This is a genomic window from Protofrankia sp. BMG5.30, assembly GCF_001983005.1.
In the GTDB taxonomy this organism is placed as follows: Bacteria; Actinomycetota; Actinomycetes; order Frankiales; family Frankiaceae; genus Protofrankia; species Protofrankia coriariae.
In genome coordinates this window covers 46,153-72,066 of the sequence record NZ_MOME01000018.1, presented here as the reverse complement: position 1 = coordinate 72,066, position 25,914 = coordinate 46,153, and the positions used below count along the sequence as shown (strand labels likewise).

The 25,914-nt window shown below is 72.7% G+C and carries 18 protein-coding genes; 12 read left to right on the top strand and 6 right to left on the bottom strand.

Annotated features, from left to right (window positions below; all coding sequences use genetic code 11):
* Positions 1-22 precede the first annotated feature (22 nt).
* The gene (locus BL254_RS12005; RefSeq protein ID WP_047222317.1) at positions 23-619 is read right to left on the bottom strand and encodes a TetR/AcrR family transcriptional regulator; all 597 of its coding nucleotides are present in this window, start codon (positions 617-619) and stop codon (positions 23-25) included.
* A 271-nt stretch (positions 620-890) separates the two neighbouring features.
* Here BL254_RS12005 and BL254_RS12000 point away from each other — a divergent pair, with 271 nt between their 5' ends.
* Entirely contained in the window at positions 891-1,142 is a 252-nt protein-coding gene (locus BL254_RS12000; RefSeq protein ID WP_013872559.1) for a hypothetical protein, read from the top strand.
* A gap of 180 nt (positions 1,143-1,322) precedes the next feature.
* Here the strand turns inward: BL254_RS12000 and BL254_RS11995 are convergent, their stop codons facing one another.
* Positions 1,323-1,514 carry a hypothetical protein gene (locus tag BL254_RS11995; RefSeq protein ID WP_013872560.1) on the bottom strand — a complete coding sequence of 64 codons (192 nt, stop codon included), beginning with the start codon at positions 1,512-1,514 and terminating at the stop codon, positions 1,323-1,325.
* 174 nt (positions 1,515-1,688) lie between these two features.
* Between BL254_RS11995 and BL254_RS11990 the strand changes: the two genes are divergently transcribed.
* The 4 genes from BL254_RS11990 to BL254_RS24925 all read left to right on the top strand — a co-directional run bounded on the left by BL254_RS11990 (position 1,689) and on the right by BL254_RS24925 (position 11,523).
* Positions 1,689-4,700, top strand: coding sequence for a bifunctional FO biosynthesis protein CofGH (locus tag BL254_RS11990; RefSeq protein WP_076843335.1), 3,012 nt, complete (start codon positions 1,689-1,691; stop codon positions 4,698-4,700).
* A gap of 1,067 nt (positions 4,701-5,767) precedes the next feature.
* Positions 5,768-6,031, top strand: a complete 264-nt coding sequence (locus tag BL254_RS29405; RefSeq protein ID WP_086055306.1) for a WhiB family transcriptional regulator — start codon at positions 5,768-5,770, stop codon at positions 6,029-6,031.
* Positions 6,032-6,226: 195 nt separating this feature from the next.
* Positions 6,227-9,472 carry a glycosyltransferase gene (locus tag BL254_RS25965; protein ID WP_076843333.1) on the top strand — a complete coding sequence of 1,082 codons (3,246 nt, stop codon included), beginning with the start codon at positions 6,227-6,229 and terminating at the stop codon, positions 9,470-9,472.
* 302 nt (positions 9,473-9,774) lie between these two features.
* Positions 9,775-11,523: a DUF5719 family protein gene (locus BL254_RS24925; RefSeq protein ID WP_139342280.1), complete on the top strand. Its 1,749-nt coding sequence runs from the start codon at positions 9,775-9,777 to the stop codon at positions 11,521-11,523.
* 372 nt (positions 11,524-11,895) lie between these two features.
* Here BL254_RS24925 and BL254_RS11975 read toward each other — a convergent pair whose 3' ends face one another.
* Both BL254_RS11975 and BL254_RS11965 read right to left on the bottom strand, forming a co-directional pair.
* A complete protein-coding gene (locus BL254_RS11975) occupies positions 11,896-13,473 on the bottom strand; it encodes a type I phosphomannose isomerase catalytic subunit (protein ID WP_076843332.1) in 1,578 nt (525 codons plus the stop codon).
* Between the two features lie 586 nt (positions 13,474-14,059).
* The gene (locus tag BL254_RS11965) at positions 14,060-14,653 is read right to left on the bottom strand and encodes a metallopeptidase family protein (RefSeq protein WP_254858029.1); all 594 of its coding nucleotides are present in this window, start codon (positions 14,651-14,653) and stop codon (positions 14,060-14,062) included.
* Between the two features lie 147 nt (positions 14,654-14,800).
* Here BL254_RS11965 and BL254_RS11960 point away from each other — a divergent pair, with 147 nt between their 5' ends.
* From BL254_RS11960 to BL254_RS11940, 4 genes are all read left to right on the top strand, one after another.
* Positions 14,801-15,145 (top strand): DUF3499 domain-containing protein, encoded by a 345-nt coding sequence (locus BL254_RS11960; protein ID WP_076843331.1) that lies wholly within the window; start codon positions 14,801-14,803, stop codon positions 15,143-15,145.
* A 418-nt stretch (positions 15,146-15,563) separates the two neighbouring features.
* On the top strand, positions 15,564-16,934 hold the full coding sequence (locus BL254_RS11950; RefSeq protein WP_047222311.1) for a phosphomannomutase/phosphoglucomutase: 1,371 nt from the start codon (positions 15,564-15,566) through the stop codon (positions 16,932-16,934).
* A gap of 24 nt (positions 16,935-16,958) precedes the next feature.
* A complete protein-coding gene (locus BL254_RS11945; protein WP_076843330.1) occupies positions 16,959-17,171 on the top strand; it encodes a Trm112 family protein in 213 nt (70 codons plus the stop codon).
* Positions 17,172-17,367: 196 nt separating this feature from the next.
* Positions 17,368-18,555 (top strand): SIS domain-containing protein, encoded by a 1,188-nt coding sequence (locus BL254_RS11940; protein WP_047222365.1) that lies wholly within the window; start codon positions 17,368-17,370, stop codon positions 18,553-18,555.
* A gap of 211 nt (positions 18,556-18,766) precedes the next feature.
* Here the strand turns inward: BL254_RS11940 and BL254_RS11935 are convergent, their stop codons facing one another.
* Positions 18,767-21,244, bottom strand: a complete 2,478-nt coding sequence (locus BL254_RS11935; protein WP_076843329.1) for a transglycosylase domain-containing protein — start codon at positions 21,242-21,244, stop codon at positions 18,767-18,769.
* Between the two features lie 607 nt (positions 21,245-21,851).
* Here BL254_RS11935 and BL254_RS11930 point away from each other — a divergent pair.
* The 3 genes from BL254_RS11930 (at position 21,852) to ahcY (ending at position 24,057) form a co-directional block, all read left to right on the top strand.
* The gene (locus BL254_RS11930; protein WP_139342278.1) at positions 21,852-22,130 is read left to right on the top strand and encodes a hypothetical protein; all 279 of its coding nucleotides are present in this window, start codon (positions 21,852-21,854) and stop codon (positions 22,128-22,130) included.
* A complete protein-coding gene (locus BL254_RS11925; protein ID WP_043603034.1) occupies positions 22,127-22,327 on the top strand; it encodes a hypothetical protein in 201 nt (66 codons plus the stop codon). The genes BL254_RS11930 and BL254_RS11925 overlap by 4 nt, the downstream gene beginning before the upstream one ends.
* A 458-nt stretch (positions 22,328-22,785) precedes the next feature.
* On the top strand, positions 22,786-24,057 hold the full coding sequence (ahcY, locus tag BL254_RS11920) for an adenosylhomocysteinase (RefSeq protein WP_076843327.1): 1,272 nt from the start codon (positions 22,786-22,788) through the stop codon (positions 24,055-24,057).
* 358 nt (positions 24,058-24,415) lie between these two features.
* Here ahcY and BL254_RS11915 read toward each other — a convergent pair whose 3' ends face one another.
* The gene (locus tag BL254_RS11915; RefSeq protein ID WP_076843326.1) at positions 24,416-25,507 is read right to left on the bottom strand and encodes an RDD family protein; all 1,092 of its coding nucleotides are present in this window, start codon (positions 25,505-25,507) and stop codon (positions 24,416-24,418) included.
* Positions 25,508-25,914: the final 407 nt, after the last annotated feature.

Genomic DNA, 25,914 nt, shown 5'->3' with positions numbered 1-25,914 from the left:
ACTCACGAAGCCTGACAAAAACCTACGGCTGCGCGCTCGCCGGCCGGGACAGGGGGGTGCTGTCGGCCCCGGCCGCGGGGTGGTGGATGGCGAACGCGGCCAGCAGATAGCGCACCAGGCTGCTGGTCGGCCGCGTCGGAGCGGGGTCGGCCAGCCCGCCTTCGATGGTGGCCACGACCGCGTCCGCGGCGATGTCCTGTTCCGTTTCGTCGACATGGTCGGCGACCGTGGCCAGCGCCAGATCGTGCAGCCAGGAGTGCAGCCGTTCGTGGTACTCCATCACCGTCGGGGAGTGCGGTGCGCGTTCGGCCACACAGGGATGCAGGGAACGCCGGCGTTCGACCGAATCCAGGGCCGCGAACAGCTTCTGCGCCGGATCACCGTCGAGCGCCTCGATGCGGTCGACCTCACCGTCGAGCAACCGGTTGAGGACGGCGGCGAAGGCGTGGTCCTTCGACCGGAAATACCAGTAGACGGAGCCTGGCTCGATGCCCGCTGCCCGGGCGATTTCGGCGACGGAGGTGGCGGCGAAGCCGCGGGCGAGGAACTGTTGCTCGGCGACGGCCAGTAGCGCGTCTATTCGCTCCTCGCGTGGGACCTCCTGACGGTTACGCGGCACCTGATCAGCCTAACGACCGTCGCCGTCATCGGTGCGTGGAAGGTACCCGGACCGGCGACACGTGATGGATGTCAACGGTGGTTGTCGTCCGTTATCGGTGTATCCACCCGTCAAGGTCGTTTTTTGTCCGGTCCGCCCTGTCGCTCCGAGTTGTGATCTTGAAAAGATGGCGGATCGCATTGGATGTGTCGTATCTCTTGATTCTGCTTAGAGAGGATGGGGAGACTGGATGTACCACCGGCATGTGTGCCGTAACCGGAAAGGACGATTCATGTCCCAGTCGAAGCCGCCCGTGATGCGCCACAGCCTCGACGCCCTCACGGCGACGCTGGCCCGGGCGCTGGCCGACGCGCGCCATCCACAGGTCGAGGCAGCCAGGCGTTCGCAGGTACGCCGTAGCGCGGGCAGGTCCCCGGCACCGCCGGGCGACCCCGGGGCCCGCAGCTGCGACCGGCTCGTCGCCCGTACCCGGACGTACAACATTCTTGGTGTTGCCAGCCGGCTGCGCGCCATCACCACCTGACCCGCTGACACCACCTGTCGGCCCGAGGCCTGTGTCGTGCCCGGGGGATGTTCGACCGCGCGGAGGCGCTCACGTCGGCCGGCATCCCGCGGGCACGGCCTGGGCCGCCCGGGCTCGCGAAGCGGCGTTCGGAGCCGGCTGCGCACAGAGCATGATCGGTCTGCCGTTGACTGTCCGTGACTACAGGCGCCCTTCGGGCCCTGGTGACAGCCAACCGGCGGCAGTCGGCCGGATCGTCGCGGTGACCCTGGCGGCGTGGCCGGATGCCACCGCCGCCCGGGCGTGAAAAGCATGATCGCGTTGCTGTCGGCCTTCGGGATCCCCGAACACGGGCTCCTCGAAGATGCCGGCCGCCGGCGGCGCGCGGAGCATGGTCCTGCCACCTTCGGCTCGAGGGGGCCCGGAGGTGCCCGGACGTGTCCGACAGAGGTGTCCGTATGGGTGCCCGGATGCGCCCGGATGCGATGGCCGTCGCCGGTGCGAAGAACATGATCGTGCTGCTGGCGGCTTCGCCCGATAGATGATCGCTGGGATTCGGATGGGTAGATGACGAGATCGCGGGAGCCCACGCAGGGCCCGTCCCGGGCCACGGACAGCGATGCCACGCCGCCGGTGACACGGCAGACCGGACAGACGGCCGCCCGGCCGGTACGGCCTGCCGTCCAGCCGGGTCGTGAGCCGCGTGACCGAGCGACCACCGGCGCCGAAGCCGGCCTGGCTCCCGCGGGCCCGGCGCTGCGGCGCGCGCTGCGCCGGGCCCGCGACGGCGTGCCGCTCGACGCGGTGGAGGCGGCCGTGCTGATGACCGCCCGTGGGGACGATCTCGTCGACCTGTCCGCGTCGGCGGCGCGGGTGCGCGACGCCGGCCTGCGCTCGGCCGGGCGGCCGGGCACGATCACTTATTCGCCGAAGGTGTTCATCCCCCTCACCCGGCTGTGCCGGGACAGGTGCCACTACTGCACGTTCGCGACCGTCCCGCACCGGCTGCCCGCGCCCTACCTGAGCCTGGACGAGGTCGTCGAGATCGCCCGCAGCGGCGCGGCGGCGGGCTGCGCGGAAGCGCTGTTCACCCTGGGCGATCGCCCGGAGGACCGCTGGCCGGCGGCGCGCCAGTGGCTGGACAGCCATGGCTACGACTCCACCCTCGGCTATCTGCGGGCGGCGGCCATCGCCGTCCTGGAGGAGACCGGGCTGCTGCCGCACCTGAACCCCGGGGTGCTGTCCTGGCAGGAGCTCGCCCGGCTCAAGCCGGTCGCGCCGTCCATGGGCATGATGCTGGAGACGACCGCGACCCGGCTGTGGTCCACCCCGGGCGGCCCGCACTACGGCTCGCCCGACAAGGAGCCGGCCCGCCGGCTGCGGGTGCTGGAGGACGCCGGCCGACTGTCGGTGCCGTTCACCACCGGCCTGCTGCTCGGCATCGGCGAGACCTACCTGGAACGCGCCGAGACGCTGTTCGCGATCAGAGCGGTGGCCCGCCGTTACGGCGGTATCCAGGAGGTGATCGTCCAGAACTTCCGGGCCAAGGACGACACGGCGATGCGGGGCACGCCCGACGTCGGCGCCGAGGAACTCGCCGCGGCGGTCGCCGTCGCCCGGCTGGTGCTCGGCCCGTCCCTGCGGCTGCAGGCGCCGCCGAACCTGGTCGACCCGGACGAGTGCGCGCTGCTGCTGGCCGCCGGCATCGACGACTGGGGCGGGGTGTCACCGGTGACACCGGACCACGTCAACCCGGAACGGCCCTGGCCGGCGGTGACAGCCCTGGCCACGGCCACCGCGGCGGCTGGCCTGACGTTGCGGCCCCGGCTGACCGCCTACCCGCCCTACCTGGACGAACCGTGGCTGGACCCCAGGCTGCGCCCGCACGTGGCCGCGCTGAGCGGCCCGGACGGCCTGCTGCGCGCGGGAGCGGCCGCGGTGGGCCGCCCCTGGCAGGAGCCGGACGGCGGGCTCGCCGACAGCGGCCGGGTCGACCTGCAGACGGCCATCGACGTCTCCGGCCRCCGTACCGACCGCCGGGCGGACTTCGCCTCGGTCTACGGCGACTGGGACGTCCTACGCGCGCAGGTCAGCGCCGCGGGCACCGGCGCGGACGGGGTGATCGGCACGGGATCTCGCGCCGTATCGAGTGACACCGCGCAGGGCGACGCTGTGCCCGCTGGTGACACCGCGCAGGGCGACGCTGTGCCCGCTGGTGGCGTCGCGCAGGGCGACGCTGTGCCTGAAGGCGTCGCCGTGCGCGACGCTGTGTCCGGTGGGGATTCGCCGGCCTCGGCCACCGCTGCCGGCGTGCCAACGCGCCTCGACGGCGAGACGCGGGCCGCGCTGCGGCGCGCCGCCGACGATCCGGCGGGCATCAGCGACGCGGACGCCCTGATCCTGTTCGGCGCGGCCGGCCCCGCGCTCGAGGAGCTCTGCTGGCTCGCGGACGACCTGCGGCGCGACGCCGTCGGCGACGACGTCACCTACATCGTCAATCGGAACATCAACTTCACGAACGTCTGCTACACCGGGTGCCGGTTCTGCGCGTTCGCGCAGCGGCGGGGCGACGCCGACGCCTACACGCTCTCCCAACAGGAGGTCGGCACCCGGGCCGAGGCGGCGTGGGCGGCCGGCGCCACCGAGATATGCATGCAGGGCGGCATCCACCCGGACCTGCCCGGGACCGCCTACTTCGACCTGGCCCGCGAGATCAAGAGCCGGGTCCCGGGCATACACCTGCACGCCTACTCCCCGATGGAGGTCGTCAACGGCGTCAACCGGACCGGCCTGTCCATCCGGGACTGGCTGACCGCGGCCCGCGAGGCCGGCGTCGACTCGGTCCCGGGGACGGCCGCCGAGATCCTCGACGACGACGTCCGCTGGGTGCTCACCAAGGGCAAGCTGCCGGCCTCGGCCTGGGTGGAGATCATCACGACCGCGCACCAGGTGGGCCTGCGGTCGTCCGCCACGATGATGTACGGGCATGTGGACACCCCGGCGCACTGGGTGGCCCACCTGCGGCTGCTGCGCCGCATCCAGGAATCCACCGGCGGGTTCACCGAGTTCGTGGCGCTGCCGTTCGTCCACCACAGCTCGCCGATCTATCTGGCCGGYGTGGCCCGGCCCGGCCCCACCGTGCAGGAGAACCGGGCGGTGCACGCGATGGCCCGGCTGCTCCTGCACGGCGCGATCGACAACATCCAGTGCTCCTGGGTGAAGCTCGGCCCGGACGGTTGTGAGCAGGTCCTGCGCGGCGGGGTCAACGACGTCGGCGGCACGCTCATGGAGGAGACCATCAGCCGGATGGCCGGCTCCCAGCACGGGTCGGCCCGTTCCGTCGCGGAGCTGGAGGCGCTGGCCCAGGCCGCGGGACGGCCGGCGCGGCAGCGGACGACGACCTACGGGCGGGTCCCGGCGGAGCGGCTGGCCGCAGCCCGCCAGGACGGCGGAGCGGATACGCAGAGTGATGATCGCTCCGGTGTGCGGATCCCCGCCAGAGGGACCGGCGCGGGCCGGGATCGCTCTCCTGGCGGCGGCGACGGAGCCGTGCGGAGGGCCCTGCCGATCGTCTCCTGACCGGGTCTGAAGTCCTGACTTTCGTCCCGGTGGTACCCCGGTCGGTGATTCCGCTGGACAATACTTCCGCCGGGCTCCGGCCGGATCACTTCCGCTGGATCGCGACTGGTGGAAGTGCCATCGCGTGACGGGCTGGTTCTGCTTGCCCGTCAGCCGGTCCCGCCTGTCAGCCGCTCCTGCCCGCCCGTCAGGATGGGCGGTGGGTGGATGCCTGGCGGCGCCCTGATCGACGTTCCGGCGGTACCCGGTCATCGGGTTGATCGCGGTTGTGCCGGGCGCCGGTGCGGCTCCGACAACCGCCGATGTTCGTTGTCACTGTCCGGATGGATATCCGCGAAAGTGGAAGTCCAGCGGATAGGAGGAGATGTCACAAGAAGGACAGTTCGTGGCAGCTTTATCTGATTTCGGAGGGTAAGATGRCCTGGTCAGAGCTCTCGGGGACTTCTCGCATATCGCTCAGTGCGCTGGACGGGGACCCTCTGTAACAGCGTCCTGCTACCGTGAGCTATTGTTTGATCGCTGGTTGTAGAGGATGTTGCGCTGGTGGGGTTGACGCGGCGGTCTTCGGCGCGTGTAATTACCGGCGTGTCATTTCCCCCGCCGGTGGGGAAGGTGCGGTAAAGCGCCCGCCCAGCCGGTGTGGACACCAGTCACCTGCGCGCCGGCGCCCGGGGGGTGGCCGACCGCACCGCGACGGGTCTGGAGGAGTCCACATGGAACGCACCGACGCGGGCGTCCACATCGTCCTCGCCGAAACACACCGGTCACGTGCCGGGCTGCCCGCGCAGCCCACGGCCACCGAGTGGGCCGGGCGGCCGGATCCCGGCCGCCGCGAGGGTCGGGAGCTGACCACCGCCGAGTTCGATGTCAATTTTGATATTGACTTTCACGATGATGGCAACGAAGACAAAGAAGAAGATGAATTCACTGAATCGATATCGGTAAGGTCGTCTGCCGGCCGGTCGCGGACCGGTGACACAGTGACCGGTGACACGATGACCGGTGACGCAGCCGCTGGTGACGCGCTGGCCGGTGGCGCGGCGGCCGAAGAGTCGCGCGGCACGGGTCTGGCCAACGTCGTCACTCTCGGTATCGACGACATCTTTGCGGACCCGCCGGAGTGGCAGGAGCGCGCGCTGTGCGCCCAGACCGACCCGGAGGCGTTCTTCCCGGAGAAGGGCGGATCGACCCGCGAGGCCAAGCGCATCTGCTCGGGATGCGAGGTCCGCAGCGAATGCCTGGAGTACGCGCTCGAAAAGGACGAACGGTTCGGTATCTGGGGTGGGATGTCCGAGCGGGAGCGACGCCGGCTGCGTCGGCAGGCGGTCTAGACCGCATCCGATGGACCTTCGTCCGCATCCGATGGATCTTCGATCGTGCGGGCGGCGCCTGACACCCACCGGACTCGGCCGGGCCGCCGACGTCGGGACGATCATGTTTCCGGCCCGCCCACCGGATCCGGGGCCCRCACACCGATCCTCGACGCTCGAGCCCTGCCGGGAAGCCGGTAGGCGGGCATCGGCCGCGTGACCGCCACCGGGCCGTCACCGCCATCTGCCGAGCGTCCGGTCGCCGACACCGGTGACCCGGGCAGCCTCGCCAGTGGGCCCGCGGTCGGCGGGCAGGCCGTAGACGGGTACGGCAGGGTCGAAGTCGTCGCGATCGTGGTGGCCGCCGACCAGGGCCGGGGCAGGGCCGGTCGAGAACGTTCCGATCATGCTGCTCCGGACGCCGCGGCAGGCCCGGGCCTGGCACGGACGCTGCGTGCGCTCGGCCAGCAGACCCGCCGGCCCGACCATGTCGTCGTGGTGGACGTCAGCGGCGGGCCCGCGGCCCGCCGGACGCGGATCCCGGACAGCCCGCGGGTGTTGGTCCGCACCATGCCGCCGGGCACCGGCTACGGGGCGGCCGTGGCCGCGGCGCTGGCGAGCCGGACAGGCCAGGCAAACAGGCCGGATCGGACAGGCCAGGCCACCGGCACACCGGACTTCCTCTGGCTGCTGCGCCACGACTCGGTACCGGCCCTGGACACGCTGGAGCGGCTGCTGACCTATGCGGCACTGGATCCCAGCGCCGCCGTGCTCGGCCCGAAAGTGCTCGACTGGGCCGACCCGAAGCTGATCGTCGAAGCCGGAGCCACCGTGGACGGCGCTGGGCGCCGGGTGACCGGCATCGGCCCCGGTGAGATCGACGCCGGCCAGCACGACGCCGTCCGGGACGTCCTGGCGGTCTCGGACGCGGGCGCGCTCGTGCGCGGGCCGGCGTGGCGGCGGCTCGGCGGGTTCGATCCGCGGCTGCGCGCCGCTGCCGGCCTCGACTTCTGTTGGCGGGTCTGGCGCGCGGGGATGCGAGTGGTGGTCGTCCCACCCGCGGTGATCCACGCTGCCCGCCCCGGCGGCCACCGTGTCCCGGCCCGCGGGCAGCGGCCCGGCGGACGTGCCGGCCACCGTGGGCAGGACAGCCACCATGGCCATGGCAGCTACCGTGACCTGCGGCGGGAGGAGCTGCGGGTCCGGATGGCCAACATCTCGGCCGGTCCGCTGGTACCGGCATGGCTTGGACTCGTGCCGGCGGCGCTGGTGCGTGGCGTCGCGCTGGCCGCCGTCGGCCAGCCCCGCCAGGGACTGGACGAGGTCGCCGCGGCCGCCACGGTGATGGGCCGTCCCGGCTGGCTGTGGCGGGCGCGCCGTCGCCGGGCGGTGTCCGCGCGGGTGCCCGCCTGGAGGTTGCGCACGCTGCTTGCGGCCCGGGGCGGGCCGCTGGGTGCGGTCCGGACGTTCCTGCGTACCTTTGCCGCGCTCATCCCGCGTGCGCCTGCCCACCGTCGTGGGCGGGGCGGGCAGGCGGTCTGGGCGCAGCGTCCCGCGCTGGCGCTTGCCGGGGCGCTGGCCGTCGTGAGCCTCATAGCGGCCCGTTTCATGCTCGGGCCGGGATGGGGGCCGGGAACGGCCGCCTGCCGGATACCCGGCATGGGTGTGTCGCTGCCGTTACCCGACAGCGCCCGGGATCTGTGGTCGGTCGCCCTGGCCGGATGGCCTGGCGGTGCCGCCGGCGCGGCGTCCGCCGGCTCTGTGGTGTCCGGGCCGACGGACACCGGGCTGTGGCTGCTGCCGCTGGCCGTTCTCGCGACCGTGCTGGGTGGCAGGCCGTGGCTGGCGGCCGATGTCGTCCTGCTGGGCGGACCGGCGCTGGCCGCTCTTGCCGCCTACGCCGCCTGCGGTCACCTGGGCCCCGCCCGTACCGTCCCCGCCCGTACCGGTTCTGCGCATACCGGTTCCGGCAGGGCTGTTGCCGGCATGGCCGTCCCCGATGATGGTGTCCCCAGCGGTGGTGCCGTCCAGGCGGTCTCCGGCGGTGGGGCGCCCGATGCCGGCGGACCGGGTCCGCCGCGCACGCCGGTCCGGGTCGTCGTCGCGGCCGGCTATGCGCTGTCCCCGCCGATGAGCTGGGCGGTTGCCGCGGCCCGGGTCGACGTGGTGTTCGCGCTCGTGCTGCTCCCCGGTCTGCTCACCGCCGCGGCCGCGTTGGTGACGCAGCCGGGCACGGGCCGCGCCACCTGGCCCATGGCCCGCCGGCTCGCGTTGCGACTGCTCGCCGTGGTTGCCTGCGCGCCGGCACTGCTGCTGTCCGCCGTTGCCGGGCTTACGGGCGCGGTCGTGCTGCTGCGCAGGCCGCACCGGCCGCACCGGCTGGCGCAGGTGCTCGCCGTGGCCGTCGCCGGCAGCCTGCCGTGGTGGCCGTGGCGTGACCTGCTCCCCGGGTGGCGGCGGCTCGTCGGCGCGGCCGTCGAAGTCCCGGGCGCCCTGCCCGGGACAGGCGCGGGTGGCCGGGACGTCACCGGAGCCATGGCCGATGCGTTGCCGGACTGGCTGGGAGCGGCCATGTCAGCGGCCGGGCCGCCCGCCGGGCTGTCCGGCGGGCATGTGGCCGGCCTCGCGGCGGTACTGGCCCCGGTCGCGCTCGCCGGCGCGGCCGGGGCCGTGCGGGCCGAGACCCGCGGGCCGGCGCTCGCGGCATGGGGCGTGGTCGCCGTCGGCCTGGCCGGCGCGGCCGTCGAGAGCTACCTGGGTGTTGCCGGACGCGCCGGGGAGCCCGCCGCCGCGCAGCTCGCCGTCGCCGTCGCCGGCATGTTGGCGGCTAGCGCACTCTCAGTGACAGGAGTACGGGGGATGCTCCGCCGTCACCCGCCCGGCTGGCGGCACGTCACGGCGCTGTCCCTCGGTGGGGCGGTCGCGGCCAGCCCGTTCACCGGCGCGTTCATGGTCGCCGACGCCGGCCAGGTGGCGGCCGGCGCCGCCGCCCGCACGGGCGGGATGGTGGTTTCCGCGCTTGCGGCGGCACAGCTGTCCGGGCCGGACGCCCGCGTGCTGGTACTGCGTCAGCCGGCGCGGGACGCGCCGATCGGCTACACGCTCACGGATGCCCGCGGCCCGCGTCTGGACACCACCTTCGGCGCGATGTCCGCGGCTGGTGGCGCGGCGGTCGGGGTGGTCGTCGCGGACCTTGTCACCGGGCGTGCGACGGCCGCCGGCGGGCTTACGGCGCTGGCTGTGAGCGCTGTCGTCGTCCCCGCCGCGGGCGCGGCACCGTCGCTGGTCGCCGCGCTGGACGCCGTGCCCGGGCTGGTCCGGGAACAGGTGGCGGACGACGCCGTGGTGTGGCGCCGGTTGCCGGCCGGCCCGGCGGGCTCGCCCGGTGCGGTGGTGGCCGGGCCTGGCGCGGCGCCATCCCGGGGGGCCGCGCCAGGCCCGGCGACGGGCTCTCCACGGTGACCGGGACGCAGGGGGCCCATCCGGATCAGCCCGGCCGCCCGCAGCGGTCAAACCAGGCGGATCAACCAGCCCAGGCGGAGCGACGTACTCGAAGGGAACTGCCTGGCCGGCTGGTCCAGGCCGTGCGGGCGGCGGCTGCCGGCGCGCCGCCTCCCGGAGACCGTGGCGGGTCGATCCGGGCCGTGCGGGCAGGGCTGTTCAGCCGGTGCCGACGTCCTGGGACGCAACGGCCGATCCGGGCCGCGCGGGCCGCGAGTTGGACGGGGCGCGCGCGCCTGACAGCGATGATCACGGTTGCCGTCATGTTCGCCCTGTCCAGCGTGCTGGCCCTGGCCGTCCTTGGCCGGCCCCCGGCAGGCAGCCGGCCCGAAGCGGTCCCACCCACAGCCGGCCCACGGGCGCCGGTGACGTCCGCGACACTGCTGTGCCCGGATCTTGACCCGTCGGCGGGTGCCCCGGTGACGGTGGACGTCGCGACCGCCGGCGGCACCGTGGGTGGGAAGCCGGGCACGGACGGACGGATCTGGCTGTCCGCCGGTGGTGCGGTGCGTGACGTTCCGACCGGTCCGGCCCGAGCGCGGGGCGTGCTGGTCCAGGTGAACGGTGGTGTGCCGCTGGCCGTGCACGCCAGCGGCCTCGTGGCGGCCGGGCTGAGCGCCACGGTGACCGTCCCGGGCGCGCCCGGTCGGGCGCCGTCCCGGGCGCGCTGCGATCCGCCGAGAAGCGAGTTCTGGTTCGTCGGCCCGGGTACCGGCACCGGCCGTGACCCGGTGATCGTCCTTACCAACCCCGAGACCGCGCCCGCACGTGTGGAGATCACGTCGTTCGGGCCGGCCGACCGTGGAGGACCGGGCGCCGCCGCGCGGGCCACCGGCGCCGTGGCCGATGATGGTGCGGCCGCCGCTGGTGCGGTCGGTGACGGTGCGGTCAGTGACGGTGTCTCGGTGCCGCCCATGGCGCGGGTGATCCGCCGGCTGACCGACTGGGTGCCCGACGCGGAAGCCACGGCGGTGCGGATCCGGGTACGTGACGGGCGGCTGGCCGCCGCCATGCTGGACCGTGCGGGTGCACCGTTCGCCCGGGATCAGGTCGTCGTGCCTGCGGCGGCCGGGGCCCCGGCCGCCGGTGCCGGAGCCGCCGGCTCAGGGGCGGCCGGGGCCGAAGGAGCCGAGCCTGCGGCCGGGGCGGCCGGCCCCGGAGTTGCCAGGTCCGGGATGGCCGGCTCTGGGCAGATCGGGTCCGTGGCGGCCGAGGCTGGGCCGGCCGAGGCTGGGCCGGTCGGGTCTGGAGCGGCCGGTTCGCTGGTGCTGGCCGGCACGGCCGGGATACCGGCCGGGATCGCGGGCGCGCAGGTCGTGGTGGCTGCACCCGAGGCGGACGCGGTGATCCGTCTGGAGCTGCTCACCGCGTCCGCGCGTTTCACCCCGCCGGGTCTGGCGGCGGTGCGGGTGCCCGGTGGCGGTGTCCTGCGGCTACCGGCGCTCACGGCCGGTGCCGTGGCGTTGCCGGAGCGGGTCGGTACGACGGCGGTGCGGGTGGCCGTGCTCTCGGGCGGGCCGGTGGTCGCCGGTCTCGGGCTGCCCGTGGGACCCACGGCGGCAACCTCGGCCGGGTCACAGCAGGCCGGGTCGCCGCCGGCCGGCGGGTCGGCGTCCGACGGAGCGGCGCAGCCGTCACCAACCGTGACGGCTGCGCCGCTGGCGCGGGAGTATCGCTGGGTCGGTGCGGCAGACGTGATCGAGCCTGACGCGGCAGCCGCCACGCTGCTGCCTGCCGTACCGGATCGGACACTTTCCGCCCTGGTGCTCACTGCGCCAGAGACCACAGTGACGGTATGGATCGATGGAAACCCGCTGYGCGTCCCGGTCGGCCGGACGGTATCCGTCGGATCGGCCGGTACCGTACGGATGGTCACCCGCGGCGGGCCGCTGGTCGCGGCACAGACGATCGGTACCACCGACTGGGTCGCCACGCTGACCCTGTCGGCGGCGCCGCGGACGGTCTTCGTCCCCACCCTGTTCCAGGACCCCCGGGCCGCCTTCCGCGGATAGCCCGGCCTACCCGGCCCCGATCCCACATTGGCTCCATGACCAGGTGGAACAGGGCTCCATGACCAGGTGGAACAGCTCCGCGAAGACGCCCCTGGCGATCCTGGACGCCGCGCTGCCCCATGCCGGGATCATGCCGCTCCCCGAAACACGACCGGCGCCCTGGGGCACTGGCCGGACAGCGAAGATCGCTGTGTGTCTGTCGTTGTGCACGCCTACAGGGCCGAAAGCGTACCGAGCGGCAAACTCTTCTGGATCATGATTCATGCGGGTGGCCGCGGATGGCTCGTCGACGAAAAGATCTTCGCCTGGATGCGGGATGTAGATCTTGAGAGCTCCACGTCCGTCGGGGGAACCAGGCGGTCAGCCAGCCGCTCAGGGCGGTGGTGGCGTGCGCGAGCCAGGTGAGGCGATGAACACCCTGCCTCGTCCCCACAGATTCAGAGTCAGTGCCCCGTCCGCCGTCATGGCTCCGCCCACTGCCGACGCCCCGCCCGCTGTCGGTGCCCTGTTCGGAGCCGAAGCCGAAGCCGGAGGCACGACGGCTGCCTGGCCTCGGCGAAGCCCCATCGAGGGGATGCCCGCGCCTTCCACCGTGACGGCGCCGTCGGTCACCAGCAGGATGGCTGGACGTCGGATGGTGACCGCGCCGCCGGGGGCGTTCGCGTCACGGACGTTTCCGCTGCGGGTGTTTCGGCCAGGGGCGCTGCCGCTGGGGACGCCTCCACCGGAGACGTTTCTCCCAGGGCTGCTCCCCCGGGAGACGCTTGCGCCGAGAGCGCCGCCACGGAAGACGTTTCCGCCGGAGGTGTTGTCGTGGGAGGTGCTCCCGGCGGGAGCCGTCCAGCCGCAGATCGCTTCGGTCAGCGCGAAATCGTCGACCGGAACGTCCCAGGTGCGCACGATGATCCCGGCCGTCCCGCCCACCGTCCGGGGGGTGAGCACGGGCGCCTGGGTCGGTGTCGGATCCAGGACGCGCAGYAGTTCGTCCACGTCGACGTGTTTCGACGTCAGCCCGCCGCGCAGCACGTTGTCGGACGTGGCCATGATCTCGATGCCGACGCCATGGACGTAGGCGTGCAGCAGGCGAGCCGGCTGGAAGAGTGCTTCCCCCGGCTGGAGCAGCACGTCGTTGAGCAGAAGCGCGGCGGCGACACCGACGTCGCCGGGGTGTGCCGCGGCGAGCTGGACGACCAGGTCGGCGGCCGCGGCCACGTCGGTCGCTACGTCAGCCGTCACGGCTGTCGTCGCGCCGGCCGCCGCTGCGCCGGCCGCCGCCGTGCCAGCCATCGTCGTGCCAGCCATCGCCGTGCCGGTCGCCGCTGCGCCGGCCGCTGCCCGTGCGGCGATCACGGTGGCGGCCCCGACGGTCCCGGCGACGAGGCCGCGCCCCTGGTGGGCGGGCATCGTCAGCAGGGTGCGCAGGACCGTCGCGGCCCCGGCCGCGGGGTCCGCCCGCAGCGGCTCGAACGCGGCGGTCAGCGGGGGGTGGCCGAGGGCCCGCACCACGTGCAGGGTGTGCCGTGGGTCACGGATACCGGCCAGAGCGCGGAAGGGTGTGAGCGCGACGATCAGCTCCGGTTTGTGGTTGCGGTCCCGGTATCGGCGCCAGGGGGCCTGCGGCGGTACGCCGGCCCGCTCCTCGCCGTCGAAACCGGCCCGCGCCTGTGCCTGGTCCGGGTGTACCTGCAGGGACAGCGCCCGCTCGGCGGCGAGCACCTTCAGCAGGAACGGCAGCCGGCCCACGGCGTCCTCGGCGGGTTGCCGCCGGCCGCCGGCGCTGGTCTCGGTCTCGGACGGCGCACCCGGATGGGTGCCCAGCCACAGCTCCGCGGCCGGCCGGCCGGACGGGTCCTCACCGAGCAGGTCGTAGATGGCGGTGGGTGAGCCCCAGTCGTAGTCGCGTACCCGCCCGAACAAACGCAGAATCCCGGCGGACCGATCAGCCGTCACTATTGCTCGCCACCCCGTCACCATTACTCGACTACTCGACCTCCGTCGGACGGAAGGAGCCGCCGTCCGGAGCCGTCGTTGTCGCCGCCGCGCGGCACTGGCCGACCGAAAGCCTTTCCGCGCTCCTCTCCCGCAGGATGCCCCCGGCCGGGCCGGAAAAGATACCGGCGACCGGCCCCGTGTCGCGTGACCATCGGCACGGTTGGCGGGAAAAGATCCCCCATAGCGCCACGACCAGCTCTGACATGGCCTGACAGCGATGCGGCCCGGCATCGGGCGCCGTGACTGACGGCTCAGGACGTGCCCCGCCGGTCACATTCTCGCGGTACGTATTCCTTCGCTGTGCGTCCCGTGTTCCGGGCCGCCTGGATTTGTGCCGCCCGCAGCGCTGCCCATGTTGTCGCTCACGTTATTGTTCATGTTATCGCCCGCGTCACCGCCGGCCTGACCGCCAGCGTCGTCGCCGGTATTCACGCGGTCGATCCATCTGATTGTCAGGTTACCTGACGCGACACCGCCGCGGACATCCAGGGGCGGTCGCAAAGCCGGCATGTCGCGTCTGTCGCAGCGGGGGTGGCGGGTCCGGCTATTCGTCCTCGTGCCAGCCGTGGCCCTCGGGATCGATGATCTYGGGCTCCACGCCGAGCATGTCCGCGATCTTGTGGATGAGGACGTCCAGGATGAGCTCGGCGAGGTCGTCGGTGTCCATCGCGCGGGCTTCCAGCGGCCGGCGGTAGATGATGATCCGGTCCGGTGTCGCGGACCGCCCCCGGCCGGCCGGGGGCTGGTGGTGGGCCAGCGGCACCGGGTCGTCCGGGCCGAACACGGCCGGTATGGGCGGGACGTCCTCGACCGCGAACTCGACCCCTGCGAGCTCGGCCGACCAGCGGTGCTCAAGGTGCTCGACAGCGTCCAGGACGAGGTCGTCGAACCGCTCGCCGCGGCTGCGGTAGGCGGGCACCTCCGGCGGGATGAGCAGGCCGCGCAGGCCGCGTCCGCGCCGGTCACGCCGGCGTGCCGCGCGTATCGGCGGCTGGGTGGACGGGAAGGCCGGTGCGGGGGTTCCCCAGGAGGTGCCGGTAGAGGCGTTGTCCGCCATGTCGTGAGCGTACGGCTCACCGGGCGGACCGTGCCGGCGCCCCCCGCGAGCCCCGGCGGGATTCRCTGTACCGTTCGCCACAGCCCACCGGTATCCGCGTTCCGGCGCCCTGCCTGTACAACTGCGCGCACGCGCAGCGTTATAAATCTGTTACGTTTCCTCCGCGGATGGATGCGACACGGCGGGCGGTTGTGGCCGTCGCCCGTTCCGGGGGCTACCGTCCGGAACGTGAAGCCTCGGCGCTGCTCCCGCTCGGCATGTTCAGCGGCTGCGGTCGCCACACTCACGTACGCCTACGCCGAGTCGACAGCCGTCCTCGGGCCGCTCTCCCCATATGTCGAGCCGCACTCCTACGACCTGTGTGAGACGCACGCCGACCGTCTCACCGTGCCACTGGGCTGGGCGGTCGTGCGTATCGAGGGCGAGTCCAGGCACAGCCCGGCCTCTGATGATCTTGAGGCGCTCGCGGACGCGGTTCGTGAGGTGGCCCGACCCACGGGTCGTGACGACCCTCCCGGCCCGCCCACCCCGGGGCGGCGCGGTCATCTACGGGTACTTCCCCGGCCGTCCTGAACCGCCCCGGCCCGCCGTCCGTCCTGAACCGGTCTGCCGTTGCTGGCCCGCCAGTCCGCCTGGATCGGCCCGCCGTCCGTCCTGAACCGGCCAGCCTGGCATCCGGCCGGGGCCGGCCGGGGCCGGGCCGGATGGCGCGTGTCCGGCCCGGTGCGCCCGCGGCGGGCCAGGTGTCGGGTACCCGAACGGCTCGGCCCAGGCCGGCAACGTGTCGGTAAGGTCGTCGGCGTCGCCGCCGGCAGCTCCTGGACGGCTGCCGGCGGCGGCTGATGGCTGCCGTCAGCGCCGTCGCGGCCGGGCTCTTTGGACGGCCACCGGCGGCAGGGCCCCTGCGGACGGCTGCCGGCGTCACGGCCGGCAGGGGCTGGTGATCAGGAAGCCAGGAACCGGGAAGCCCAGGGATCGGGAAGGCGGACGAGTGCACGATCTGTCGCGGATCTTCAAGGCATACGACGTCCGGGGCGTCGTGCCGTCCGAGCTCGACGCCGACGTCGCGCACGCCGTCGGCGCCGCGTTCGTGCGCGTGCTGGACGCCCCCCGGATCGTCGTCGCGCACGATATGCGCGACTCGTCGGTCCCGCTGTCAGAGGCGTTCGCCGCGGGCGCGGCCGGCCAGGGCACAGACGTGATCATGGCTGGCCTCGGCTCCACCGACCTGCTCTACTTCGCCGCCGGCTCGCTGGGCCTGCCCGGCGCGATGTTCACCGCGTCCCACAACCCGGCCAGGTACAACGGGATCAAGCTGTGCCGGGCGGGCGCGGCGCCGATCGGTCAGGACACCGGGCTCGGTGAGATCCGGGCGCTGGCCGAGGCCGGCGTCGCGCCCGCCACCGGGCCGCGCGGCACCATCACCCACCAGGACCTGCTCGCGCCCTATGTCCGGCATCTGCACACGCTGGTCGACCTGTCGGCGATCCGACCGCTGACGGTCGCGGTGGACGCGGGCAACGGCATGGGCGGACGCACGGTCCCCGCGGTGTTYGAGGGGCTGCCGCTGTCGGTCCACCCGCTCTACTTCGAGCTGGACGGCTCGTTCCCGAACCACGAGGCGAACCCGATCGAACCGGAGAACCTCCGGGACCTGCAGGCGGCGGTGCGGGCCACCGGCGCCGACATCGGGCTCGCCTTCGACGGCGACGCCGACCGCTGCTTCGTGGTGGACGAACGCGGGGAGATCGTCTCGCCGTCCACCATCACCGCCCTCGTCGCCGAGCGGGAGCTCGCCCGCGAGCCCGGCGCCACCGTCATCCACAACGTGATCGTCAGCCGGGGCGTCCCGGAGCTGGTGCGCGAGCTCGGCGGAGTGCCGGTACGCACCCGGGTCGGCCATTCGTTCATCAAGGCCGAGATGGCCCGGACGGGGGCGGTCTTCGGCGGTGAGCACTCCGGCCACTTCTACTTCCGTGACTTCTGGCGGGCCGATTCCGGGATGCTCGCGGCCCTGCACGTGCTGGCCGCGCTGGGCGAGCAGGACCGGCCGCTGTCACAGCTGCTCGTCGGCCACGCTCGGTACGTGGCCTCCGGCGAGGTCAACTCCACGGTCGCCGACGCCGCCGCGGTCACGACCGAGATCGAGAAGGCGTATGCCGGGGACGCGGCCGACATCGACCACCTCGACGGGCTCACCGTCACGCTCGGTGGCGGGGTCTGGTTCAACCTACGGCCGTCGAACACCGAACCACTGCTGCGGCTCAATGTGGAGGCCCCCGACCATGCCACGATGGCCCGAGTGCGCGATGAGGTCCTCACACGCATCCGCCGTGAGAAGCCCCGTGAGAAGCCGCTGTGAGAAGTGTGAAAAGGAGGTCGGCCGTTGAGTCTCGACCCGCTCCTGCTGGAKATCCTCGCCTGTCCGTGCCCGGCGCACGCCCCGCTGCGCCAGGACACCCTCGGTGGTGAGCCGGTGCTGGTCTGCACGTCGTGCGACCTGGCGTTCCCGGTACGGGACGAGATCCCGGTGATGTTGCTCGACGAGGCCGTCCCGTTCGGCGGGGRGGCCCGGCCGTCGGCGTCCACATCGTCGTGAACCCTGGCCCGGTTCTGCCCTGCCCGGCCCTGCCTGATCCCGCCGGGCTCCCGGCCGGGCTCCGCCTGATCCAGGCTGGGCCCGCGGCGTCCGCGGTCCTGACAGGGTCCTGACACGGCCCTGGCGTGCGCTTGGCCAGATCCGGGTGTGGGCCCCGATGTGTCCGGACGGGCCCGGGCGTGCGATGGTGCAGGACATGTGGGACGCGGGCGTGGACGAGAGCATCCTTGACGACGTCGTCCGGCTGGACGCCGCCGACCCGTCCGGCATGCTGCCGCAGGTGGCCTCGTCGGCCCGCCAGGTCCGGGAGTCCGCCGCGCTGGCGCGGGAGGTCGGTGTCGACTCGCTCGCCGCCGACGGCCGTCCACGGGCGGTGCTCGTCGCCGGGACGGGCACCTCGGCGGCTGTCGGTGACGCGCTCGCCGCGGTGGCCGGGTCACGCTGCCCGGTTCCGGTGCTCGGCCACAACGGTTTCGGCCTGCCCGGATGGGTGGGGGTGACCGACGTCGTGATCGCGATATCCGGTTCGGGGCGCGACGAGGCGGCTCTGTCCGCGCTGGAGGAGGCCGACCGTCGCGGCTGCCGGACGGTCGCGGTGGGCCTGCCCGACTCGCCGCTGGCGCATCGCGCCGGACGCGCACGGGCGTTGTTCCTGCCCGCCCCCGTGGCGGACGGCCGGCCCACCCGGGCGGGTTTCTGGGCGTTGCTGCTGCCGGCTGTCGCGGTCGTGCGGGCTCTCGGCCTTCTCCCGCCCACAGCCGAGGGCCCGGAGGCGGTCGAGGCCGCGGCGGTACGCCTGGAGGACCTGGCGATACGCTGCCGGCCCGCCAGCGAGACGTTCATCAGTCCGGCGAAGGTGCTGGCGCTTGAGCTCGCCGGGTCGTTACCCCTGCTGTGGGGGACCACCGCGCTGACCGCCGCGGCCGCCAGCCGGGCCGCCGGCCAGCTCGCCGCGAACGCCGGCTACCCAGCGCTGCTGGGCACCCTGCCCGACTCGGCAAGCCTGCAGGCGGGCGTCCTGGACGGGCCGTTCGGGGTCCGTGGGGCCGACGGCGACCCGGCGGAGGACTTCTTCCGCGACCGGGTCGACGACGGAGCCGAGCCGGTGCGGCTACGGCTGGTCCTGCTGCGCGACCAGGCGGCCGAGCATCCGACGGTGACCCGGCAGGCCGAGGCCGCCGTCACGGCCGCGGCCGAGCGGGCGGTGGCGGTCACCGAGCTGTCCGCGCAGGGGGCCAGCCGTCTGGAGCGGCTGGCGTCCCTGGTGGGCCTGTTCGACTACACCAGCGTCTATCTCGCGCTCGCGCTCGGCGTGGACCCCACGCCGGTGGCCGCCGCGCGCGACCTGAGCGCCCCGCCCACCCCGGCCGCGCGCGAGACATAACCGTCCCGGGCACGACAGCCCTGGGACGCGGCCGTTCCGGACGCGACCGGCTCCGAGGCCGTGGCCAGCCTGGGGCGCCGGTCATGTGACCATGCGTATCCTCGCGAACAGCAGCACACGTCGATGGACGCCGGCCGCCTCAGGCCGTTCGGCCACCGGCGAAGGCGGAGCGGGGCCGGAGCCGGCCGGGGGAGTCCCGGCCGGCCGCCCGTTACCGGCCCGGGCCCGGGAGCGGGAATCTGCCGGGCGGCAGGATGGGTTCGATGATGTCCGGCGCCGCTGTCGGCATGGCCGGTATGTCCGGTGCCGCCGTGGTGGGGGCCGGTGTTGGTTGCGGCGGAGGAGTCGACAGCAGCCCGCCCTTGGTGCCCTTGGCCACGGTGGGATTGGCCTTCGACATGGGCATGACGGGGACGCCGCTGAGGGCCGCCCGCAGCGACCGGCCCCAGATGATCGCCGGTAGGTCTCCGCCGAACACGCGGGACCATGTCCGGCCGTCCGCGACGACCCCCTTCAGCGGGTTGCCCTGCGCCCCCTTGGGGTTGCCGACCGCGACCGAGGCGGCCATCTGGGGGGTGTAGCCCACGAACCACGCGGCGGAGTAGTTGTCCGTGGTACCGGTCTTGCCCGCGGCCGGGCGTCCGATCGCCGCCGCGTTCGGGTACCCGGTGCCCTGCGTGACCACGCCCGCCAGGATGCTCGTCACGGTGTCGGCCACCCCGGCTGTCACCGCCCGCTCGCAGGCGGGGTCGGGGGCGATGTCGACGTTCTGGTTGCTGGAGTCCCTCGCCGACAGGACGTACCGCGGGTCGCAGCGCATGCCGTGCGCGGCCAGCGTGGCGTAGGCGTTGGCCATGTCCAGCGGGGTGACCCGCCTGGAGCCGATGGTCAGGTCGCCCTGGGTCGGATGGACGTCCTCCAGGTAGGACGCGGGGATGCCCAGCCGGGTCGCCATGTCGACGACGGCCGGCACGCCGATCTTCTCCTCGAGTTGGATGTAGTAGGTGTTCACCGAGTCCCAGGTCGCCTTGGACATGTCGTAGATCCCGCTCTCCGCCGGGTCGGCGTTCGAGTAGCCGGTGGCGCAGGGGCTGCCGTCCCGCCGGTCCAGCGGGAACTTCTTCGTGCTGTAGCACGACGGCGAGTAGAACTGGGTGTTCAGCCCGTAGCCGGCCTCGAGCGCCGCGGCAAGGGTGAACGTCTTGAACGTCGACCCGGGCTGGAACACCGCCTTGGTCGCCAGCGGCTCCTTGGTCTGGTTGGCGGCGGAGTCGGAGCCGAACACCCGGTTCACCGCCATCGCCAGGATGTTGCCGGTACCCGGCTCGATCACCACCTCGGTGGCCGACACCGGGTTGTCGGGCGCTATCACGGCGTTGACCGTGTTCTGCGCCGCGTCCTGGACCTTGGGCTGCAGCGTCGTCTTGATGATCATCCCGCCTTCGTAGACCCGCCGGGCGCGCTCGGYCTCGGTCGTGCCCAGTGCCGGGTCGGCCAGCAGCCGGGAGCGGACGAAGTCGCAGAAGAAGGAGGCGCTCGACGTCTCGCACGAGTCCCGCGCCGCCGCGGCCGCGGCGTGGACCACCGTGACCGGGGTGGCCTTCGCCGCGTCCGCCTCGGCCGGGGTGATGTCGCCCAGGGCGGCCATCCGGTCCAGCACAATGTCCCGGCGCAGCTGGGCGGCGTCGGGGTGGTTCACCGGGTCGTACAGGGACGGGCTCTGCACCAGCCCGGCGAGCAGCGCGGCCTGGGGAAGCGTCAGCTTGGCGACGTCGACCTGGAAGTAGTTCTGGGCGGCGGTACCCACGCCGTAGTTGCCGTTGCCGAAGTAGGCGATGTTCAGGTAACGCTCGAGAATCTCGTCCTTGGAGATCTTGTTCTCCAGGGCGACGGCGTACCGGGCCTCCTGGATCTTGCGCTCGAGCGACGTGCCGGCGGCCTCCTCGCGCTGCTGCTTGGTGTGCGCGTTCTGCAGCAGCACGTTCTTGACGTACTGCTGGGTCAGCGTCGAGGCGCCCTGCTGGACGTCCCCGGCCTCGCTGTTGCGCAGCGCGGCCCGCAGGACGCCCTTCACATCCACCCCGCCGTGGCTGTAGAAGCGTGAGTCCTCGATGGCGACGATGGCCTGCCGCATGACAACTGGGATGTCCCTGCCGTCGACGACGGTGCGGTTCTTCTCCCCGCGCAGCGTCGCGATGAGGCTGCCGTCGGCGGCGAGGATCTGGGAGCTCTGCGGCAGCGGCGGGGTGAGCAGTTCGTCCGGCAGGCTCAGGTAGTGGTCCGCCGAGGATTTCGCGAACAGGCCGATCGCGCCGACCAGGGGAAGGAGCAACAGGGCGAGACCGACACCGGCGGCGCAGGCGATTATCCCGAGCCGGGTGAGCAGGTCGCCCCGGTCCGGGGGGCTGCCCGGTCCCGCGCCGGGCGGGCCGCCCCGGTGTCCGTCGGAAGCGGCCGAGGCATCGTCGTCGGATCGGGCGTCCCAGCCGGTCGTGCCGGCGCCCGGAGTGCCGGCCGCGGCGAGGCCCCGGGGCCGGGCGCCGTCAGGGCCCGACCGGGTATCGGACGGGCCGGCTGTGTCGGAAGGCTGGTGGGCCGGCCCACCAGCGGGCGTCCGTGGCGCCGAGGTGAGATGGGCGTCTGCCGTGCGACGGCGCGGTCGTGCACGGAACGTGGGCTCTCTCTGCACGGCCGTTGAGGTCACCTCCTGTGATAGGCCGGACGGCGGTCCGTAAGGGCCCGAACCCGTCGGGCCCGCGGGGCCGGCACCAGAACATGATCATGCCGCCGCTGGCCCGCGGGGTCGGTGGACACCTGCGGCCTGTCCTCACGATGTCACACACACGAGATCAGGGAGGTGTGTGGCGCTGGGGGCGGTGACGCCCCACTGGATTGTCGCCGACCCGTATGTGTGATCGGAATTTGCCGCGCCCGACCGCTGTCGGATGTGGCGACGTTGTGCCTGATCGACGTGTCTGATCGACGTGCCTGGTCGACATGCCTGGCCGACGTTGTGTCTGATCGGCYCGCCCGGCCGGCCCGCGCATCGGTCGCCCCGTACGCTGACTCGCCCACGCGGTGACCCGTTGGTGATCTGTCGACAATCCGTCGGTGACGTTCCAGTGGTCTGTCAGTGGCCTGGCTGTGATTCCTTCGGGATCAAAGGTTCTGGGTGTCCGGACCGTGTTTATCATGTTGCGTAAAGTGGTTTCGTGGGAACTGTTCTTGTGGGAACTCTGGTGGGGACTCTGGTGGGGACGGAGCCACTCCGCGACCCTGCGGAGGCGGACGACGCGATGGACGGTAATAAGGACGGGGAGTGGGACGCGGCGTACCCGGATGACCGCGACGATCGTCGCGGCGGGCGCTCGGGCGGCTGTGGCGACGGCCACGGCGGGTACTCGGCGGGCGGCCGTGGCGGCGAGGGCCGGCAGCTCTGTCCGACCTGCCRTGGTATCGGTGAGACGCCGAAGTTCCTCGCCGGCTTGGACGCTGACGGCGGCTTCAGCACGAACCGCATGGTCCACTGCGGGACCTGCGACGGGACGGGCGGCGTCGCAGGACGTACCCGGTGAGCCCCACGGCCTCCGGCGACCGTCCCGAGCCAGTCACCCGTGAGATCAACATGCTCTGCCCCACCTGTGAGGGCATGGGACGGGTGGGTGTGGTCCAGACCGCGAGCCTGGGCGGGGAGCCGTGCCAGATCAGGTCGACCCGCCCCTGCGCGGACTGCCAGACCGCCGGGCACCGCCCGCTCGCGCCACCCCTGTGACCATTTTCTCCTGTTTCCCGCTATCTTCCTGTTCTGACAGTTCTGGTTTCTGACAGTTACGGCTTCTGACAGTTACGGCTGTCTGCCTTCTGTGACCATTCGTCGTCTTCCGCGGCCGAGGCGGCCGATCCTCCCGCCGGTGGCCGTGCGCGGTATGTGGGACGGGTGCCGCGGATGCTCGGGGAGCCGGGGCGCCGGCCGGTGGGTGAGCTGGTTCCGGACGTTGCCGGCCACTTCCGGATTCGCCGGACGCGCAGGGCGAAGGACGGATCGCGCAGGCGGATGTCGTAACGTCGTTGCAGAGCGCTCCTACCACCGGTCGCTCTGGCGATCCGAGCACCAGGGCCGCCGACGGGGCGAGGAACTATGATCGTGTCGCCGCAGGCCCGCCGGTTCGTCCGCGTAGGCGGTCTCCCCTTGCCCGGGGTCCGCAAGCCCCTCGACAGGAGAAGATTCCGATGGCAGAGCTGCCCAAGAACGACATCGCCGACCTTGCGCTCGCCCAGCAGGGCAAGGCGCGTATCGAATGGGCGGACCGGTCCATGCCGGTGCTCCGTCAGATCCGCGACCGCTTCGCCGTCGAGCGCCCGTTCGAGGGGGTGAAGATCGCCGCCTGCATGCACGTGACGACCGAGACCGCCAACCTCATGCGGGCACTCGCCGCCGGTGGGGCGCAGCTCGCGCTGGCCGCGTCCAACCCGCTGTCCACCCAGGATGACACGGCGGCCGCGCTGGTCGCCGAGTACGGCATCTCCACCTTCGCCCGCAACGGTGTGGACCGCGACGGCTACTACGCGCACATCAACGCGGCGCTGGACGGCGCCCCCCACTACGTCTTCGACGACGGCTGCGACCTGGTCAACACGCTGCACACGACCCGCACCGAGGTGCTCCCGAGCGTCCGCGGCGGATGCGAGGAGACGACCACCGGCGTCATCCGGCTGCGTCAGATGAGCAAGGACGGCGCGCTGCGCTTCCCGATGGTGGCGGTCAACGACACCGATACCAAGCACATGTTCGACAACCGCTACGGCACCGGCCAGTCGACCCTGGACGCGATCTTCCGCRCCACCAACACCCTGCTCGCAGGCAAGACCGTCGTCGTCGCCGGCTACGGGTACTGCGGCCGGGGTGTGTCGTCCCGGGCCAAGGGGCTGGGCGCCAACGTCGTCGTCACCGAGATCGACCCGACCAAGGCGCTGGACGCGGCCATGGACGGCTTCCGCGTCCTGCCGATGATCGAGGCCGCCGCCATCGGCGACGTGTTCATCACGGTCACCGGCAACCGGGACGTGCTGCGCCGCGAGCACTTCGAGGCCATGAAGGACGGCGCGATCTTCGCGAACTCGGGGCACTTCGACATCGAGATCGACATCAGGGCGCTGACCGAGCTGGCCGTCGCCGGCCCGCGCCGGGTGCGCCACCAGACCGACGAGTACGTGCTGGCCGACGGCCGGCGCCTGCTGCTGCTCGCCGAGGGCAGGCTGGTCAACCTGGGGGCCGCGGAGGGGCACCCGGCGGCGGTCATGGACATGTCCTTCGCCGACCAGGCGCTGACCGCGGAGTGGCTGACGAAGAACTGGCAGTCGCTGGCCCCGGGCGTCCACGACGTCCCGCTCGAGATCGACAAGGAGGTCGCGCGGTTGAAGCTGGAGACCATGGGGCTTGCGATCGACGTCCTCACGCCGGCCCAGGAGGAGTACCTGAACTCCTGGGAGCACGGCTCCTGACCATCGGCTCCTGACCCAGGAGCCACCCCGTTCCCCGTGGCGCCCCTGCCCCTGGCAGGCCGCCACGGGCAGCGCGAGCGCTGACCACAGCCACCACCAGACATCCCCCGCACACTCCCGCCGCCACAACCCTTCATGATCAAATATTGACAGATCATGAGAGTGAGGGAGCAAGTGGTTGCTGTGGCAGCCACTTGCGTACTCGTTCCTRTGAGCCGCGATGCCCGCAGGCGGGGGCGCGCGTTTTCGTTGGTGGTCCGCGGGGCAGGAGCGGGTGCCTCGTCGGTGGGAGTTCTGTTCCCTGGCCGCACCGGCCACGGGCGCCACGGGCCCGGCCGTCGCGACCGGAGCGGCCGGGTCAGCTCGGGGGTACGAAAGGGCTCGGCGTCGGGGCCTCAGCCACGTCGTCCGGATCGCTCGGCCGGCCTGCCCAGGACTCCCTTCCCCTCGGCTGGGCCGCTCCCGGTTGGCCCGCCCACGGTTGGGCCGCTTCCGGTTGGGCCGCTCCTGGTTGGGCCGTCCACGGCTGACCGTCCGGGCCTGGCTGAATCCCCCACCCCTGGTGGGCTGGCCACGGCTGTCCGGACGTCCACGGCTGGCCGGCTCTCCACGGCGGGGCCGGCTGTGCCGGTGGTGTGCCGGCCCCGGCGAGCGGCCACTGCGCGCCGGCGGTGCGCTCGGCCTGCCACTGCGCGCCGGCGGCGCGCTCGGCCTGCCAGCGTGCGCGGGCGGTGCGTTCGGCGAGGACGGCCGACAGATACGCCCAGGGATGGGTACCCGGCGGCGGTGGCGGGATGACGACGGCGTACACCGACGCGGCGAGCTGGCTGCCGATGCGTTCACGTGCCTGCGGCGACAGTTCCCGGGCCCGGCCGAGGAACTGGCGCACCGTCAGCGCCAGGGCGTCCTCGAACGAGGACAGGTCCAGGGCGGCGGCCCAGCCGGCGAGCTGCGGCGGCATCATCACGGGCACTGCCGCGCCGGGCGGGATACGTTCCTGGAGGACGACCGTTCCGGCGAGCAGGTCCCCGAGCCGCTTGGACCGCCCGGAGACCAGCATGCTGATCATCCCCGGGATCGCCAGCAGCGCGCCGGGCCGCTCCACCACGGCGCCGAGCAGGGCACGGACGAACGCGTGACGGAACCGGATCGGCCCGCCGTCGTCCCGTACGACCCGCAGCCCCATGGCCGCCTTGCCGATGCTGCGTCCCCGCCACAGGGTCTCCGTCGTCGTCGGGTAGCCGACCACGACCAGCACCACGACGGCCAGATAGAGCGCGGATGCCAGCGCTTCGTCACCCGGAGCGACGGTGGTGAAGGCGGCCCAGGCGATGACCACCAGTACGACAGCCTGTAGGACGAGGTCGATGAGCCCGGCGATGATCCGCGAGCCGAGCCGGGCGACCCGCAGGTCGATCGTGACCGCCTCACCGGTGACGAGCCGGTTCACGCGGCGGCCTCATTCCCGGTGGTTCCGTTCCCGGCCGCCGCGTTCCCGATGGCCCCGATCCTGGTCACGCTCGTCCTGTTCTGTCGGCGCTGTCCGTTGTCCCCGCTCCGTTGCCCTTGCCCCGTCGTCCCTGCCTCGTCGTCCCCGCTCTGTATGTGTACGCCTCGCCTGTGTACGCCCTGCCGCGCATGCCCGGTTGCCGGCCTGTGGATGTCCGACAGTGGTCCGCGACGGTGGTGTGCCAGCAGTCGGCACCTGCGTCCGAGGGCTGGGCGCTCCGGCCTTTCCCGTTCGCTGGGAGCCCGTCCGCTGGGAGGTTGTGCGATCGCTGCTTCTTCTCGCGCGGAGGGGCCGCGGGCCCCGCAGATGCCTCCGAGAGATCATGACAGCACGGGCCGACGCCCCAC

Excerpts from the sequence above, each read along its gene's own strand:
- BL254_RS11940 (WP_047222365.1), top strand. The coding sequence starts at position 17,368 with ATGTGGGACGCGGGCGTGGACGAGAGCATCCTTGACGACGTCGTCCGG.
- BL254_RS12000 (WP_013872559.1), top strand. The coding sequence starts at position 891 with ATGTCCCAGTCGAAGCCGCCCGTGATGCGCCACAGCCTCGACGCCCTC.
- BL254_RS11995 (WP_013872560.1), bottom strand. The coding sequence starts at position 1,514 with ATGCTCCGCGCGCCGCCGGCGGCCGGCATCTTCGAGGAGCCCGTGTTC.